Annotated in this window: 18 protein-coding genes; 9 read left to right on the top strand and 9 right to left on the bottom strand. The window is 57.8% G+C overall.

Translation table 11 applies throughout. The features are described 5' to 3' along the window. The first annotated feature begins 273 nt into the window (after nucleotides 1-273). Complete coding sequence (locus AC221Y_RS01635; RefSeq protein WP_299750717.1) at nucleotides 274-558, top strand: hypothetical protein; 285 nt, start codon at nucleotides 274-276, stop codon at nucleotides 556-558. 70 nt (nucleotides 559-628) lie between these two features. Beyond that, nucleotides 629-790 carry a hypothetical protein gene (locus AC221Y_RS01630; RefSeq protein ID WP_299750714.1) on the top strand — a complete coding sequence of 54 codons (162 nt, stop codon included), beginning with the start codon at nucleotides 629-631 and terminating at the stop codon, nucleotides 788-790. A gap of 9 nt (nucleotides 791-799) precedes the next feature. Here the strand turns inward: AC221Y_RS01630 and AC221Y_RS01625 are convergent, their stop codons facing one another. From AC221Y_RS01625 to AC221Y_RS01615, 3 genes are read right to left on the bottom strand one after another with little or no spacing between them, the layout of a single operon-like run. After that, complete coding sequence (locus AC221Y_RS01625) at nucleotides 800-1,111, bottom strand: P-II family nitrogen regulator (RefSeq protein ID WP_299750712.1); 312 nt, start codon at nucleotides 1,109-1,111, stop codon at nucleotides 800-802. Between the two features lie 3 nt (nucleotides 1,112-1,114). After that, nucleotides 1,115-2,092 carry a sodium-dependent bicarbonate transport family permease gene (locus AC221Y_RS01620; protein WP_299750709.1) on the bottom strand — a complete coding sequence of 326 codons (978 nt, stop codon included), beginning with the start codon at nucleotides 2,090-2,092 and terminating at the stop codon, nucleotides 1,115-1,117. Nucleotides 2,093-2,138: 46 nt separating this feature from the next. Then, complete coding sequence (locus AC221Y_RS01615) at nucleotides 2,139-2,789, bottom strand: carbonic anhydrase (RefSeq protein WP_299750706.1); 651 nt, start codon at nucleotides 2,787-2,789, stop codon at nucleotides 2,139-2,141. 276 nt (nucleotides 2,790-3,065) lie between these two features. On the opposite strand from AC221Y_RS01615, the gene AC221Y_RS01610 reads away from it, so the two are divergent. The 3 genes from AC221Y_RS01610 to AC221Y_RS01600 all read left to right on the top strand — a co-directional run bounded on the left by AC221Y_RS01610 (nucleotide 3,066) and on the right by AC221Y_RS01600 (nucleotide 5,617). Further along, the gene (locus tag AC221Y_RS01610; protein ID WP_299750703.1) at nucleotides 3,066-3,308 is read left to right on the top strand and encodes a hypothetical protein; all 243 of its coding nucleotides are present in this window, start codon (nucleotides 3,066-3,068) and stop codon (nucleotides 3,306-3,308) included. 72 nt (nucleotides 3,309-3,380) lie between these two features. Next, entirely contained in the window at nucleotides 3,381-4,766 is a 1,386-nt protein-coding gene (locus tag AC221Y_RS01605) for a leucyl aminopeptidase family protein (RefSeq protein ID WP_486706685.1), read from the top strand. Continuing rightward, nucleotides 4,763-5,617, top strand: a complete 855-nt coding sequence (locus AC221Y_RS01600) for a C40 family peptidase (protein ID WP_299750699.1) — start codon at nucleotides 4,763-4,765, stop codon at nucleotides 5,615-5,617. Before AC221Y_RS01605 ends, AC221Y_RS01600 begins: the two co-directional genes overlap by 4 nt. Here AC221Y_RS01600 and AC221Y_RS01595 read toward each other — a convergent pair. Next, a complete protein-coding gene (locus AC221Y_RS01595) occupies nucleotides 5,614-5,961 on the bottom strand; it encodes a DUF2794 domain-containing protein (RefSeq protein WP_299750696.1) in 348 nt (115 codons plus the stop codon). The two genes, AC221Y_RS01600 and AC221Y_RS01595, sit on opposite strands and share 4 nt — an antisense overlap. Nucleotides 5,962-6,408: 447 nt before the next feature. Here AC221Y_RS01595 and AC221Y_RS01590 point away from each other — a divergent pair, with 447 nt between their 5' ends. Continuing rightward, the gene (locus AC221Y_RS01590; RefSeq protein WP_299750693.1) at nucleotides 6,409-7,287 is read left to right on the top strand and encodes an S-methyl-5'-thioadenosine phosphorylase; all 879 of its coding nucleotides are present in this window, start codon (nucleotides 6,409-6,411) and stop codon (nucleotides 7,285-7,287) included. Here the strand turns inward: AC221Y_RS01590 and AC221Y_RS01585 are convergent. Further along, complete coding sequence (locus AC221Y_RS01585; RefSeq protein ID WP_299750690.1) at nucleotides 7,284-8,048, bottom strand: DsbA family protein; 765 nt, start codon at nucleotides 8,046-8,048, stop codon at nucleotides 7,284-7,286. The two genes, AC221Y_RS01590 and AC221Y_RS01585, sit on opposite strands and share 4 nt — an antisense overlap. A 64-nt stretch (nucleotides 8,049-8,112) precedes the next feature. Here AC221Y_RS01585 and AC221Y_RS01580 point away from each other — a divergent pair, with 64 nt between their 5' ends. Beyond that, a complete protein-coding gene (locus AC221Y_RS01580) occupies nucleotides 8,113-8,655 on the top strand; it encodes an adenine phosphoribosyltransferase (RefSeq protein ID WP_299750687.1) in 543 nt (180 codons plus the stop codon). Between the two features lie 145 nt (nucleotides 8,656-8,800). Here the strand turns inward: AC221Y_RS01580 and AC221Y_RS01575 are convergent, their stop codons facing one another. The 4 genes from AC221Y_RS01575 to AC221Y_RS01560 all read right to left on the bottom strand — a co-directional run bounded on the left by AC221Y_RS01575 (nucleotide 8,801) and on the right by AC221Y_RS01560 (nucleotide 11,616). Next, nucleotides 8,801-10,216: an FAD-binding oxidoreductase gene (locus AC221Y_RS01575; RefSeq protein WP_299750720.1), complete on the bottom strand. Its 1,416-nt coding sequence runs from the start codon at nucleotides 10,214-10,216 to the stop codon at nucleotides 8,801-8,803. Nucleotides 10,217-10,248: 32 nt separating this feature from the next. Next, nucleotides 10,249-11,082, bottom strand: a complete 834-nt coding sequence (locus tag AC221Y_RS01570) for an MBL fold metallo-hydrolase (RefSeq protein WP_486706684.1) — start codon at nucleotides 11,080-11,082, stop codon at nucleotides 10,249-10,251. 43 nt (nucleotides 11,083-11,125) lie between these two features. Next, nucleotides 11,126-11,326: a hypothetical protein gene (locus AC221Y_RS01565; RefSeq protein ID WP_299750681.1), complete on the bottom strand. Its 201-nt coding sequence runs from the start codon at nucleotides 11,324-11,326 to the stop codon at nucleotides 11,126-11,128. A gap of 164 nt (nucleotides 11,327-11,490) precedes the next feature. Next, entirely contained in the window at nucleotides 11,491-11,616 is a 126-nt protein-coding gene (locus tag AC221Y_RS01560; RefSeq protein ID WP_299750678.1) for a hypothetical protein, read from the bottom strand. Between the two features lie 384 nt (nucleotides 11,617-12,000). Here AC221Y_RS01560 and glpD point away from each other — a divergent pair, with 384 nt between their 5' ends. Continuing rightward, nucleotides 12,001-13,575, top strand: a complete 1,575-nt coding sequence (gene glpD, locus AC221Y_RS01555; RefSeq protein ID WP_299750675.1) for a glycerol-3-phosphate dehydrogenase — start codon at nucleotides 12,001-12,003, stop codon at nucleotides 13,573-13,575. A gap of 37 nt (nucleotides 13,576-13,612) precedes the next feature. Beyond that, nucleotides 13,613-15,097 (top strand): glycerol kinase GlpK, encoded by a 1,485-nt coding sequence (glpK, locus tag AC221Y_RS01550; protein WP_486706683.1) that lies wholly within the window; start codon nucleotides 13,613-13,615, stop codon nucleotides 15,095-15,097. Nucleotides 15,098-15,172: the final 75 nt, after the last annotated feature.

The following is a 15,172-nucleotide window of genomic DNA, read 5'->3' as shown; positions in this document are numbered from 1 at the left end:
TACGCTATCGGATCAGTGGTTCGTCGATACATTCACTGTCCCAAAGGGGGCAAATTGGCTATGGAAAGTTGCGTTGCTGACCGATGGGTGCCGCCTTTCCAGTTCAGGCCATATCCACAAGGTACTTTGCACGTTTTGGACGGGTCCGTTGTGCGGCTTGCAGCCTGTGGTTGCGGGTTTGCCACGATCCCACCACATTTTGGCACAAGTCCGGCCACATTCCGGGGGAAGTTGTCGTTGACTTGAAGACGCAAGGCAGCGGGGATGTGCGCCATGACGCCAATTACAGATGATCAGGTTTTGTCATTGATGACGGGACTTGAGGCGCGCGAAAAGCGGGCGATGAAACGCCTGGCTGCGGCCACTTCTGATCTGCCAGCGCAACCGGGAGATGCAACCGCGCGGGTGCTTATTTTTCACGGCGGGCCAGTGGCGCAACGCAGACGTCGATTGGTGCCTGCAGACGTGATCCCCCTAGCGGCAGAGCGCACGGCGCAGGCTGCACGAAAGACCGTCCACGGGCGCTTCATTTCAATTGTGCCAATACCGGTGGCTTAAGGTTGCATTCACCGAGAATTCAATTGCCCGCGCGATGCGATGATCTGAGGAACACAAGATGCCCCCGAATATGGATAAACCTACCGAAGCGCACGAGACGCCAGACGGACTGTCGTCCAAAGCGCGCGAAACCCTGCAAGCTCTACGGAGATTTCGGATGTCCCATGCACCGGATCCGGTGTTTCGTTCGGTTCGCAGCAGGCCCCTCGAAAGCCAGATCGTCGCTGACTAGCGTGACGGATTAGAACCGTTCGGCCCGCAAAACCTTTGCATCGGTGATCGATACGACGCCGATATGAGTTTCCACCACAGAAAATGCCGCATCCAACAATGTGTCGAGCCGGTCCGGTCGGATCAGGCAGACCACCGAGACCATGCCGGATGCGCGCGAGACCTGACCTTCACGGCTCCATGCGCCGGAGCTTCCAGACCCGCCGAGCACTGGCAAGACTGTGTACCCGGTGACGTTGGCGGCGCGAAGAGCGTCCGTCAATCGGCGCTCTAGCGGTGCTTCGATGATGATTTCCACGCGCTTGGCATCATGTGTTTCCATGGGTCAGCCTCCGACGATTTGAGTGGCGATGGCGGTATAAAACGGGATGCCGATCACCAGATTGAACGGGAATGTCACGCCAAGCGAAAGGGTGAGATAGATCGAGGGTTTTGCCTCCGGAAGGGCCACACGCATCGCAGCAGGCACGGCAATATAAGAGGCTGAGGCGGAAAGGACCATCATGAGCGCGGCACCGCCAGAAGAAAGCCCGATAAGAAGCGCAAGGAGCAGGCCGCAGGCAGCGCCGATGGGCGGCATGATCACGCCAAACGCAACAGCGCCAAGGCCAAGGTCGCCTCGGCTTTCGCGCAGGCCGCGCCCGGCGACAAGGCCCATGTCGAGCAAGAACAGGCAGAGCACGCCCTGGAAGGGGGCGACGATGAACGACGAGATGGTTGCGAGGCCGTCTTCCCCGGTGATGCCACCGATGAGGAACGCGCCGACGAGCAAGACAATCGAGCCATTGGTCAGGATCTCCCGATAGAGAGCGCTGTCGGCCTGGCCCTGCCCGCCGGCGCGCGACAAAAGCCAGAGCGCAGAGATGATGGCGGGGGCCTCCATCGCAGCGGCGACAGCGACCATATAGCCCTCGGATTCGATGCCGCGTCCGTCGAGGACAGAGGTGGCTGCGACAAAGGTCACGATAGAGATCGAGCCGTAGTGTGCGGCGACTGCTGCGCGGTTGATGGTGTCGAAATTGGTCAGGAAGCGCAAAAGTCCGAATGCAATGATCGGAAGGCCAAACGACAGGACAATGCCCGCAATCAGCGACAGGATTAGCGTTTGATCAACACCATGCGCGGCCACGCCTGCGCCGCCTTTGAAACCAATGGCGAACAGGAGGTAGATCGACATGCCCTTGGCAACAGCCTCGGGGACGGACAGATCGGACCGCACAAAGGCTGCTGCAAGTCCAAGCGCGAAGCTGAGAATGATCGGCGAGACCAGGTTGTCCGCTGCCAGCGACAGTATTTCGTTCACAAGGTCGGTGCCTTTATCGGGAATATTGGTGGTTTGGGGCCTTCGGTCAAACCGGAACAAATCCGTTCGCACGTGTGTCGTAGTTCAGGAGGCTGCCGTTGGTGATGTCCTTCCAAAGACCGTGCAAAGTGAGGTCTCCGCGCTCGACCGCATCAGCGACAAACGGGAAGGTCATAAGGTTTTCGAGCGAGATCAGGACGGCTTCCTGTTCGAGGTCGTGCAGGGCGGTCGCATCATCGGCACGCGGTTGAAGGCGTTCATATCCGGGTCGCAGGATATCCATCCATCTGCCAACAAAGCTGGTGCTGGCCTCAAGTTCAGGTGCGTTGCCCGAGCACATGCGATGACATTCCGCGACGCCTCCGCAATTTGAGTGGCCCAGGATGATAATGTGGGCGACCTTGAGACCGGTGACGGCATATTCGACAGCCGCAGATGTGCCGTGGTGGTCGCCGTCGGGCTCGCAAGGCGGAACGAGGCTTGCGATGTTGCGGTGGATGAAGAACTCGCCAGAGTCTGCGCCGAAGATTGACGTGACATGGACCCGGCTGTCGCAGCACGAGATGATCATCGCGCGCGGATGCTGGCCATCGGCGGCAAGGTGGCGATACCACGCCTGGTTGTCGTCGTAAGTCGTTGCCTTCCAGCCCTTATAGCGGCTGACAAGATATCCGGGAAGCGGACGAGCTTGGTTCATGCGAATGGTCCCCGAGGCCGTGATCTGGAAAATTCAAACAAAAGACACGGCATTTTGCAATCTATATCAATCAATTCTTTGCCGAGCGCAATTAGACCAAGCCCCAAGAGTGGTGAGAAATTGTGCGGTTGAAGAAAGATGGACAACGTAGTGCATTTTTGTCCGGTCGAGATGATTTTCGTCGATGCCGGGCATCCGGTTGATCTGGCGCGGAATTAGGGTGTTTCGCGCGCAGAATTCATAGCTTTTACGGCGCTGGAGGAAATAGACGAACGTTTGAACGCGGCAAATGCTACATGGCGCGTGGGCGCGTTTCATCGGCTGGCAAAGGGTGCACGGTCAGTGGTCGGCATGTTCGGGCAATTCGCTATGCAGACTGCTGCCGCGGTGGCTGGAAAGGTCGCGGTGATTGTCGGAGTGAGTGATCATGCGGCGATGGCGGCCTTGGTTGTGCAACTTGTCAGGGTTGGAGAACGCTCATTGGCAGCGTTTGGGGACATCGCACATTTGCAAAGGTAAGGCTTTGCTGGGACTTGTGGCGCGGATCAAAGCGGATAGGCTGGCCTTGAACAGACAAAAGGCGCCTATCAAATGACATCTCTGATTTTTGCCCCGGCTGATGCCGCGACGCGTCCGCTTCATTTGGTGTCCAAAGACGTGCTCGAGGACTGGCGTGAAGGGCTTGATGCCAGAGCACGCGCCTTCGTTGAAGCCTCGGGGTTCGCCGCCACTGCTGGGGAAGTCGCGCTTTTACCGGACGAAACGGGTGCGGTTGTTGCGGCTGCGGGCGGATTGGGAGACGCGACCACGCGGGCGCGCAAGCGGTTTGTCGTGGCGGAGTTGCGGGGGAAATTGCCAGAAGGAAGCTGGGCGTTTCGCTCGGAGCTTACCGGGGCGGACTTGAACGAGGCAGCCCTTGGATGGCTCTTGGCCGGATACGTGTTTGGTCGATATGCCACGGTGAGCGCGCTCAAAGCGATGTTGGTTGCCCCTGAGGGGGTCGACGCCGAAAGGCTGGAACGGATCGCTGCTGGCGAGGCTTTAACCCGCGATCTGATCAATACGCCCGCAAACGATATGGGGCCGGACGAGCTTGAAGTCGCTGCGCGGGTTTTGGCGGAAGCTTATGGTGCCGAGTTATCGGTGACGACTGATGCTGCTTTGAAGGCGAATTTTCCAATGATCCATGCTGTGGGGCGCGCGTCACCACGTGCGCCGCGCCTGATTGAGATGACATGGGGCAGCACGGGACCGCATCTGACCTTGGTCGGAAAGGGCGTTTGCTTTGATACGGGCGGGCTTAATTTAAAGCCGGGCGCGTCAATGGGCTTGATGAAAAAGGATATGGGCGGCGCGGCGAACGTGCTGGGCCTGGCACATATGTTGATGGCGGGCGATACGCCCATTCGATTGCGCGTGCTGATCCCGGCTGTTGAGAATTCGGTTGCTGGGAACGCGTTTCGCCCTGGCGATATATTGATATCCCGAAAGGGTCTGACGGTTGAGATCAACAATACCGACGCAGAAGGGCGTTTGGTTTTGGCGGATGCTTTGGCGCTTGCGGACGAAAGTCCGACCGATCTGATTATCTCGATGGCCACGTTGACGGGCGCGGCGCGGGTGGCGGTTGGTCCCGATCTTGCGCCATTTTACGCGAGTTTTGGCGATGACGCCGCGGCCCTTGCAGCGGCCGCCGACGCGGTTCGTGATCCTGTTTGGCGAATGCCGTTTTGGGACCCGTATGAAGCGATGATCGAGCCAGGCATTGCTGATCTGGACAATGCGCCCAAGGGTGGGTTTGCAGGGTCGGTCACCGCCGCGTTGTTCCTGCGTCGCTTCGTCACCGAGACGTCAAGGTACATGCATTTCGATGTGTTCGGATGGAATCCGTCTGCAGAGCCGGGCCGCCCAAAAGGCGGTGTTGGGCAGGGGATACGCGCGCTTTATGAGGCTCTGCCAGGGATGCTTAAGCCGTGAGCGATCGGCGATTTCTTGCATCAAACGGCCGGGTTGCACTGGCTGGTTTGGAGGCGGATGTTACGGCGCAGCGATATGTCCAGGGCGAAACTATGTCGCTTGCGGAATGTGCATTTCTAAGGCCAAAGCCTGATGGCGCCCGCGAGAGGCAGCTTTTGTTTGGGGACACGTTCCTTGTGTTGGAGACCGTTGGTGACCACGTCTTTGGCGTGTCTTCCAAGGACGGCTATGTCGGGTATTTGCCGCGTGCTGCGCTGAATTCTTATCGGGAGGCGACGCACTGGGTCTCAGCTTTGCTGACCCATGCATGGCCCTCGCCATCCATCAAAAGCGAGCCGATTTTGTTCCTGCCCATGACAGCACAGGTGCACGTCTTGGGAAGAGATGGCGATTGGCTTGAGATTGAGATCGCGGGCGGATCGGGGTTTGTCCCGAAAAGCCACTTGAACCCGATAGAAGATTGGGCGGAAAGCGTTGTGGCCGCGGCGCGAGCGTTCCTCGGTTCGCCTTATGTTTGGGCTGGGAATGAGCCAAGCGGTATTGATTGTTCGGGGCTTGTTCAGGTGGCATTTCATGCGGGTGGATTTTTATGCCCTCCGGACTGTGACGTTCAGGAAGGGATGCCGGGCCAGCAACTTGGTCCCGATGAGGTCCTTGCCGCGGGAGATTTGGTTTTCTGGAAGGGTCATACGGCCCTAGCAACCGGGTCGGGTACGATTGTTCATGCGAATGCTCATCACATGGCGGTGGTTGAAGAGCTGGTTTCCGAGGCTGTGGCGCGCATTTTGGCGACAGAAACGGGGCCGGTCACATCGCGGTTGAGGCCGGATTGGACGTTGCTTCGGCGTTAGTCGATGGCCCGGATTAATTTGCGTTCAAGCACGCGCAAAACGGCCTTCAGGTCATGGCCGCGTTTGAGAATCTGTCCGTCCATAGCGATCACCGAATACATGCCTTGTTTGCTACGAAGTTTGGGGCGTTTTTCGATACGATAGATCGGATGTTCGGCGGTCCGACGGAAAACTGAGAAAATTGCCACGTCTCTCAGGAAGGACATTCCGTAATCACGCCATTCTCCTGCGGCGACCATACGTCCGTAAACCCCGAGAATCACTGAGAGTTCTCTGCGATCAAAGGCGATTTGCTCGGCGGGCTTGCCGTTATTCGGGAAGGGCGATGTGTTTTGGATGTTCATCACACGAACCTGCCCGCGGGAAGCAGTCAAATCAAGCCTCGCCGCAACTTCGCCACAAAATTACCTCTGCGGCGGCGTGTTCGCCCCCTCATCTTGCCCCACTTCATGGGCAAACAGAAAGGGTAGCGAACTAACGCTATCCCCGATGCCGCGGATTAACAGCCCCCACCCAGCCCGCGGCATCGGGGACCTTATACTACCGGGATGACAAGCCGCTCGCCAGTTTTGGCGGGCGTTCTTCGTTTTGGGATTGGATCAGGGGCTCGCTCACACATTGTGACGCAAGGTGTTGCCGGTAGGCGATTAAGATAATTGCCGTAAGGCCCCTCCGCCCGTTCCGGGTGTCACCCCGAGGTATTTTGAAAGGGTGAATTCGGACTTTGCCTTCGAGTTGCATCTGAAGCTGTCGCGGCTAGTGTTTCCGTCAAATAGAACTGGAGGCATTTGATGAGCGGGCAGACAATGATCGGGGTGATTGGCGGCAGCGGCGTCTACGAGATTGATGGGTTGGAGGGGGCCACTTGGGTGGATGTCGACAGCCCCTGGGGCGCGCCGTCGGATCAGGTTTTGACCGGCACGCTTGGTGGGGTGGCGATGGCGTTCTTGCCGCGTCACGGTCGAGGGCATGTGCATGCGCCGTCAACGGTGCCTTATCGCGCAAATATTGATGCCTTGAAGCGCCTGGGCGTGACAGATGTGATTTCAGTATCGGCCTGTGGGTCGTTCCGCGAGGCGATGGCGCCGGGCGACTTTGTCATCGTTGATCAGTTCATTGATCGCACGATCGCGCGTGAGAAGTCATTCTTTGGGACCGGCTGTGTGGCGCATGTGAGTGTCGCGCATCCGACTTGTCCTCGGTTGCGTGATGCGTGCGAAGAGGCGGCGCGCGCGTCTGGTGTGACGGTGCATCGGGGTGGGACATATCTTGCGATGGAGGGGCCGCAGTTCTCAACCCTCGCGGAATCAAAGCTGTATCGTGAGGTTTGGGGCTGCGATGTGATTGGTATGACGAACATGCCGGAAGCGAAATTGGCGCGAGAGGCGGAGCTTTGTTACGCCTCGGTTGCGATGATTACGGACTACGATTCCTGGCATCCTGATCATGGTGAAGTGGATGTGACGCAAATCATAGCGACGTTGATGGGGAATGCGGGTAAGGCGCGGACAATGGTGGCGGGTTTGCCCGCACGTTTGGGTCCGGTGCGGAAGGCCTGCCCGCATGGATGCGACCGCGCGCTGGAGTATGCGATTTTGACCGCTCCGGAAAAACGTGACCCGGCGCTGGTGGCGAAGTTGGATGCGGTGGCGGGCCGGATGTTCGGCTAGCACGTAGCGGGCGCACCGGCTTCCAGTTCAAGCAGCTCGTCGAGGTGTTTTTCGCTGATTTCGCCTATGACGAGAGTGCGCCCGACGACCATGGCAGGCGTGCCGTAGATACCCAAAGTGCGCGCGGCACCTCGGCTGCGCGCGAGGCGGCTGGCGACGATCTGGCCTTCAATGTCGGAAACGAACTTGGCCGGGTCGAGGTTAACGGAGACGGCTGTATCGATCAGGAACCCCGGTGTGGGACGGAATGGCGAACCCATGAGGCGTGCCTGAAATTCCGGGTAGGCCGACTGCATGTCCGCGGCAATTGCGGCACGGGCCGCGATCACAGAGGAGGGGCCGAGAAGAGGCAGTTCGTGCCAGTTAATGGTTATGTTTGACCCATTCTCGGCGGCACGCTCTGCGAGGCGTTCGGTCAAGGTCCGGCAATAGGGGCAGAAAAAGTCTGAAAAGACTGCGACGGGGACAGTGTCAGGATCAGATTTTCTGAAGAGCGTACGGCACAGTTGGGCCGGCGCAATCGACTGGGCCGTGGGTTCGCCGCTTCCAATTCCCAAGAAGGCGGTCCCGCTGGAGAGACCTCCGCTTGGGGCGGTCACCCCTTCAAACACTGTCTTGCGCCATCCGGGCAGACTTGCGATGGGCTCGAATGTCATGGCGCGGGGGCGGTGAACCCAGGCCTGCCAACCGCCGCCGACGGCGGCGACGCCGGCGAGACCAAGGAGCAGATCGCGTCTGGATGTATTTGTTTTTTCACTCATTCTACTTGCCAATTCTAGGTGTGCGGGATGTGATGCCGGTTGAAGCGACCAGATAGGGCCGGACATGGATCACCGCAAAAAGACCGTCAAAGACTACATCCGCACGATTGTGGACTTCCCGCATGAAGGCATTCTGTTTCGAGATGTCACCACACTTTTTGCTGATCCACGCGGATTTCGCATGTGTATCGACCAATTGCTACACCCCTATGCGGGCGAAGAGATAGATACAGTCGTGGGTCTGGAGGCGCGCGGGTTCATAATCGGGGGTGCAATTGCGCACCAGTTGTCGGTGGGTTTCGTGCCGATCCGCAAGAAGGGCAAGTTGCCGGGAAAGACGCTGAGCCAAGAGTATCAGTTGGAGTACGGCGAGGCGATCATGGAGGTCCATGACGATGCAGTTCAGCCCGGGGAAAAGGTTCTGGTGGTGGACGATTTGTTGGCGACCGGAGGCACTGCTGAGGCCGGGATCAAGCTTTTGGAGCAGATGGGCGCGGATATTGTGGGATGCGCCTTCATCATTGATTTGCCGGAGCTTGGCGGGCGCAAGAAGTTGGAAGCGCTGGGCATGGAGGTGGAAGTGCTCTGCGAATTTGAGGGGCTTTAAGGAGTGGTGGTCTTTCCACGGCGTTCATTCAGTATAATTTAAGGCCTGCATTCTAAACCGAACGAGCAAGCCTGTATGAAACGAATAACAACCCCGCCGATCAGATCGGCGGGGTTTTGTATTGGCAGAGTGGGTTTTTTCGCGATCAGTTTGCTGCGATAACCGCGCCCGGGTTCATGATGCCATTTGGATCAAAAGCGGCCTTGATCGTGCGCATTGTCGCGAGCTTTGTGGGATCAGCATATCGTGCAAGATCAGCGGTCTTGAGGCGGCCAATGCCGTGTTCGGCGCTGAAGCTGCCGCCGCGGGCGACAACGTTGTCGTGGACCAGGTGTGAGATCTTTGCCGCGATATCAGCGTAGACTTTACGGTCTTTTCCCGCGGGTGGGTAAACGTTGTAGTGAAGGTTGCCGTCGCCAAGGTGGCCGAAGCAATTGATGCGGATGGGGGCAATCTCGTGGAGTTGTTTGTGCGTCGTGTCGATGAATTCGGCGAGGTGGGATAGCGGCAGCGAGATATCGTGGCTTGCAATCGCACCGACAATGCGATTGGCGAGTGGTATCGTTTCGCGCACCGCCCAGAAGTCGTCAGCCTGTTGGCCGCTGGACGCGATGAGACCATCTGTCACCAAGCCATTCTCGAAGGCATCGGCAAAGACGGATTCCAGAATGGCTTGGGGGTCGGTTCCCGCAGAGGTCGCGATCTCGACAAGGACGGACCAGTCGGGCGGAGTTGCAAAGGGCTGGCGCATGTCGGGAAAGACGTCTTTCAGAAACTGAAAGCCGGTACCGGAGAGGATCTCGAAGGCCGAAATGACTTCTCCGGCGGCGTCCCACGTGCGGGCCAGAAGCTCGAGCGCGGCTGTGGGGCTTGGGACTACAAGAAAGGCCGTCGCGGTGTGTGCCGGGCGCGGTGACAGTTTCAAAGCGGCCGCCGTGATGATGCCAAGCGTACCCTCTGAACCGATAAGAAGGTGACGCAGGTCGTAGCCTGTGTTGTCTTTCTTCAGCCGTTTTAGGCCGTGCAGGATATCGCCGTTGGGCAGAACGGCTTCGATGCCGAGGCAGAGGTCGCGCGCCATACCGTAGCGCAGGACGTTCAACCCGCCGGAATTAACTGCAAGGCCTGCCCCGATTTGCGCCGTGCCTTTACTGCCGTAGGTCAGAGGAAACAGGCGATTGATATCGGCGGCGGCCGCGTGAATGGTTTCAAGCGTTACGCCGGCTTCGGCGATAAGCGTGTTTTCCTGTGGGTGAATGGCGCGGATCGCCTTCATGTTTTCCAACGACAGGATCAGCGGTTCCGGACCTTTGGTGGTGAGCTGCCCGCCGACGAGGCCTGTGCCGCCGCCAAAGGGTTGAAGGCCGAAGCGATGCGTATTGGCAAAGCGCACAATGGTCGCGACATCCTCAGTATTGCGGGGGGCCGCAACGTAGGTCGGAAGACCGGTCCACTTACCACGTGGTTCCTCAAGGTAACGTGGTTCCGCCTGCTTCAGGGGCAGGTCAGGCAGCGCGCTTTGAAGGGTTGTGGCAGTGTCATGAGTGAAGGCGTTCAGCATGTTCGGACGTTGGTCTTTCAGGGGTGGCGCTGTCAATTGTCCATCGTCAGGAAGCGAGGTTCAAGAACCACGACGGTCGGGCGAACTGGCAGGGTGCGCAAGGAAACTTCGAGCGAGGTTTCTTTGGTCCTGTCAATCGCGAAGTCATCTGAGACACCGGCGAGGAACACCTCGAGGGATCCACGCGAGAACCAGTGCATTGGCAGGACGATCGATGATTTCAGGCGCTTTACGATGCGGATCATCGTCGGGGTGTCGACCGTGAGCCCGCCGTCAATTGCGGCCATAACCACGTCGAGACGGCCCAATGCTGCATATTGTTGGTCGTTTGGTTCGTGGTGGAGATGGCCGAGGTGACCAATGCAAAGACCGCCGGCCTCAAAGACGAAGATCGAGTTGCCGTCTTTCACGCGGGTGATAGCGTCGAAACGGTCCCGGATGTCCGTGGTTACGTTGCGCACGAGCATTTCACCGAGGTCCAGATTGTGGTCGGCGGGCAGTCCTTCTTGACGCCAACCTTCAAGCACATGGGGAATGTTCGTGTTGGGGACGGCGGTCCAGTGCGTGCCATGGGCGTTGTTCATCGTGACGATGTCGGGGACTTTGGTCACGGCGCCGATGAAGCCGTTGTAGTCGGTGATGGCATTGAGACCACCTGACGTTTGGAGAAGAAACATCGAATGATCAATGTAGGTCAGGCGAACGGTGAATTCGTCGGGGAGGGGGGCTTTCCAGCTTGCTCTTTGGATGAATTCGATGCCGGGGTCGGCATTCGCGATGGCGATGCAATGGCTGATGCGACGGTCCTGGGCCGACGCCGTGGTGGCGGCAAGCGTGAGCAGGCAGGCAAGGGCGAGGCGAAGCATGAGGGACTTTCCTTCGGCTATGGCTTATAAATAAGATAGCGCGCTAGGCGCGCCGGGCAAAGGGGTACGGAATTGAAAAGGGCCGCCCAATTGGACGGCCCATGCCTGCGCAAAGAAGCCGCAAGCTTGCCGGAAGCGAAATCCCTGTCAGATTTCCATCGACGTTCAGAACCGATGGATCACCGTCGCTGCGTGGCTGGCTGAGTTGCGGGCCGCCGAAGACGTCGACGAGACCTGAGATCATCCCGCCGCCGGTCTTAAGCCAGGCGAGGATCGTTGTTCCGCCTTGCGGGTGTATGGGTCGAAATCAAGCTCGCCGGTATACGCGAATTCGTTGCGCGGGTTGACCTATTCACCATCCACCTTTGCACTGTAAGCGATCTCGTCATTATCAGGCGTCGCGCGTGGTTACTCCGCCGCTAAACCCTGCGCGTTAATTGCAGTGATTTCGATCGTACCGCAGAGCGTCGCTGCGTTAACAGCGCCTGCCAGAGTGGCTGTGGCAAATGCCACCACGAGAATAGATTTGAGCATGATTACCCCCATACAAATTTAAAATCTTAACAATTTTCGAAATTTTCTCTGGGGTCAGGCAATGCAGTAAAAGTGCCATTTTGCTGTTACATGAGCACATTGTGGAAAATCTTCAGTATTAATCGGCAGATCAGCTTCAATTTGATGGCCTTGGCGCGGGGATGGAGGGCGGCGAATGCATCTCGGAGGCTTTTTCGTATCTGTACTTGCGGCGTGCTTTGATGGCGTTGTGGGATTGCTGCCGTTCTTTGGAATCATTCAAATTACGGTTTTAAGATCGTGAGAAGTACCGCGAAAATCCGCGTTGTGAGGACCTTCGGATTCTGATTGAATAAGCCTTCAAAAGATAAACCCGAGCAAAAGACAACACGAAGGATATGCGTCATGGCCGATCGCGCAGTGGATCTGTTCGTAATTGGCGGCGGCATCAATGGGACCGGCATTGCGCGGGATGCGCAGGGGCGCGGTCTTGAGGTGAAGCTGGCCGAGATGAATGACCTTGCCTCGGGGACGTCTTCGGCGTCGACGAAGCTGTTTCACGGCGGTTTGCGGTATCTGGAGTACTTCGAGGTGGAGCTTGTGAAAAAGGCTTTGATCGAACGCGAAACGCTCCTGAAGGCGATGCCGCATATTTCGTGGCCGATGCGATTTGTGCTGCCGTATCACAAGGACATGCGCTTCGAGAACACGACGCCGGTCTCGAAATTGTTGAAGCTTTTCATGCCGTGGATGCGCGGGCGACGGCCTGGATGGATGATCCGGCTTGGGTTGTTCGCCTACGACAATCTTGGCGGACGCGAGATCTTGCCGGGGACCAAGACGGTTAATCTCAAGAAGGATCCAGTGGGCGCGGCTTTGGACGACAAGTTTGAGAAGGCCTATGAGTATTCCGATTGTTGGGTCGAGGATGCGCGGTTGGTTGCGTTGAATGCGCGCGACGCTGCAGAGCGGGGCGCGACTATTTTGGTGCGCACCAAAGTGCTGACCGCCGAGCGCGACGGAGACCTTTGGCGGATTGAAACGCTTGATCTGATGACGGGCGGGCGGCACACCCATCTGGCGCATGCCATTGTGAATGCGGGGGGCCCCTGGGTTGAAGAAATTGTGCGCGGGGTTGCTCGGCTGAACACAAGCGAAGGGATCCGGCTTGTTCAGGGCTCGCATATCGTGACGAAGCGGCTTTTCGATCACGACAAGTGCTATTTCTTTCAAGGCGAAGATGGCCGGATAATTTTTGCGATCCCCTATGAGACGGATTTTACACTGATCGGAACGACGGATCAGGAATATCACGGCGATCCGTCCAAGGCTGTCTGTACCGACGCCGAGGCAGATTATCTGGTGGCGTTCGTCAACCAGTATCTGAAGGACGATATAAGCCGGGACGACATCGTGTGGACGTTTTCCGGAGTGCGGCCTTTGTACGATGACGGGGCAAAATCGGCGACGGCTGCGACACGGGACTACGTCTTGTCGCTGGATGACAATGGCCCACCGATTCTGAGTATTTTCGGCGGCAAGATCACAACCTATCGCAAGCTGGCCGAGCAAGCGATGGCGAAGCTTGAGCCGCATTTTGAAATGACGAAGGGCGATTGGACGGCGGGAGTGCCGCTGCCGGGCGGAGATTTTCCGGTTGGCGATTTCGCCGCGATGGTTGAGCGGCTGAAATCGGACTACCCCTTTTTGTCTCCGTTCTGGGCGCAGCGTTTGATGCGGGCCTATGGCACGGATGCGTGGATTCTGCTTGGGGCAGCGACGTCAGCGGCTGATCTGGGGGAGGATTTTGGCGCGACGTTAACGGATGTCGAAGTAAAGTGGCTTGTCTCTAAAGAATATGCCCGTTCAGCCGCAGACATTGTGTGGCGGCGATCCAAGCTTGGTTTGCGGATGACGACTGCTCAGATAGCGCGGCTGGATGAAACCATGCCGCAACCACTGGTGGCGGCACTTCAGTAGGACTAAAACCAATCCCGACAGCAGGGAGGACGATCTAATGCGCTATGTGATGGCAATCGACCAGGGCACGACTTCAAGTCGGGCCATTTTGTTTGATGAGTCCATGGCGATCAAGACGATCGCACAGGAGGAATTTCCTCAACATTATCCGGCGAGCGGTTGGGTCGAACATGACCCGTCAGATATTTGGTCCACCGTTGTGGCGACTTGCCGAGCGGCCATCGAAAAGGCCGGGATCAACGCGACGGACATTGCAGCCATTGGCATCACGAACCAGCGTGAGACCACGCTGATCTGGGACAAGGTTACCGGCGAGCCACTTCATAATGCGATTGTCTGGCAAGACCGACGGACAGCGGATTATTGCGCCGAAATGGTTGCGGCCGGGCACGAAGAGACGATCACGCGGAAAACCGGACTGCTGTTTGATCCCTACTTTTCGTCGACCAAGCTGAAGTGGATTTTGGACAAGGTTTCGGGTTCGCGGGAGCGTGCGGCGAGGGGCGAATTGCTGTTCGGGACTGTGGATACGTATATCATCTGGCGTCTTACCGGCGGTGTGGTTCACGCGACGGATGCGACAAACGCGTGTCGCACTATGCTGTACGATATCGAAAAGGGCGCGTGGTCGAGCACGATCTGCGATCTGTTCGATATCCCGATGGAGATGCTTCCCGACGTCCGCAACAGCGCCGACGATTTCGGCGTGACGCGCCCCGATCTTTTTGGGTGCGAAATCCCGATCCTTGGGGTTGCGGGGGACCAGCAGGCGGCGACGGTCGGGCAGGCGTGTTTCCTGCCGGGCATGATGAAGTCGACCTATGGCACCGGGTGTTTCGCGCTTTTGAATACGGGCGACACACCGATCAGATCGAACAACCGATTGCTGACGACAGTTGCTTATCAATTGGATGGTAAGCGAACCTATGCACTGGAAGGATCGATCTTTATTGCCGGGGCGGTTGTTCAATGGCTGCGTGATGGATTGAAGATCATCCGCGAGGCGCCGGAAACACAAGCGCTTGCCGAGGCGGCGGATCCAACGCAATCGGTCGTGATGGTTCCTGCATTCACTGGGTTGGGTGCGCCGTATTGGAAGCCTGACTGCCGTGGTGCGATTTTTGGTTTGACCCGAAATTCCGGTCCGGCGGAGTTGGCGCGTGCGGCTTTGGAAAGTGTTGGCTTCCAAACGCGCGATCTTTTGGAAGCCATGCGGGCGGATTCTCCTGGTGAATTGAAGGGCGTTCTGCGGGTTGATGGGGGCATGTCGGCCAGTGATTGGACGATGCAATTTCTGTCCGACATCATTGGGGCGCCGGTGGATCGTCCCGAGGTTAAGGAAACCACGGCTTTGGGCGCGGCCTGGTTGGCGGGAATGAAGGCCGGGATTTACCCCGATCAGCAAGAGTTCGCAAAGAACTGGGCACTGGACGCACGGTTTGAGCCCAATATGAGCGAAGAGGATCGCGCGCAGAAATACGCGCTTTGGCACAGGGCCGTGCAGGCAACTATGGCCGTTTAGCCGCATGCGCTCTGTTTGCGGTTGCATGGCGGATGAATCCTCGAAATAAGAGTTGTTGTTAACGCTAACGACACT

The sequence above is a fragment of the Boseongicola sp. genome (genome assembly GCF_057460485.1).
The sequence above is the reverse complement of the archived record's forward strand: the minus strand, read 5'-3'. Positions and strand labels throughout refer to the sequence as shown.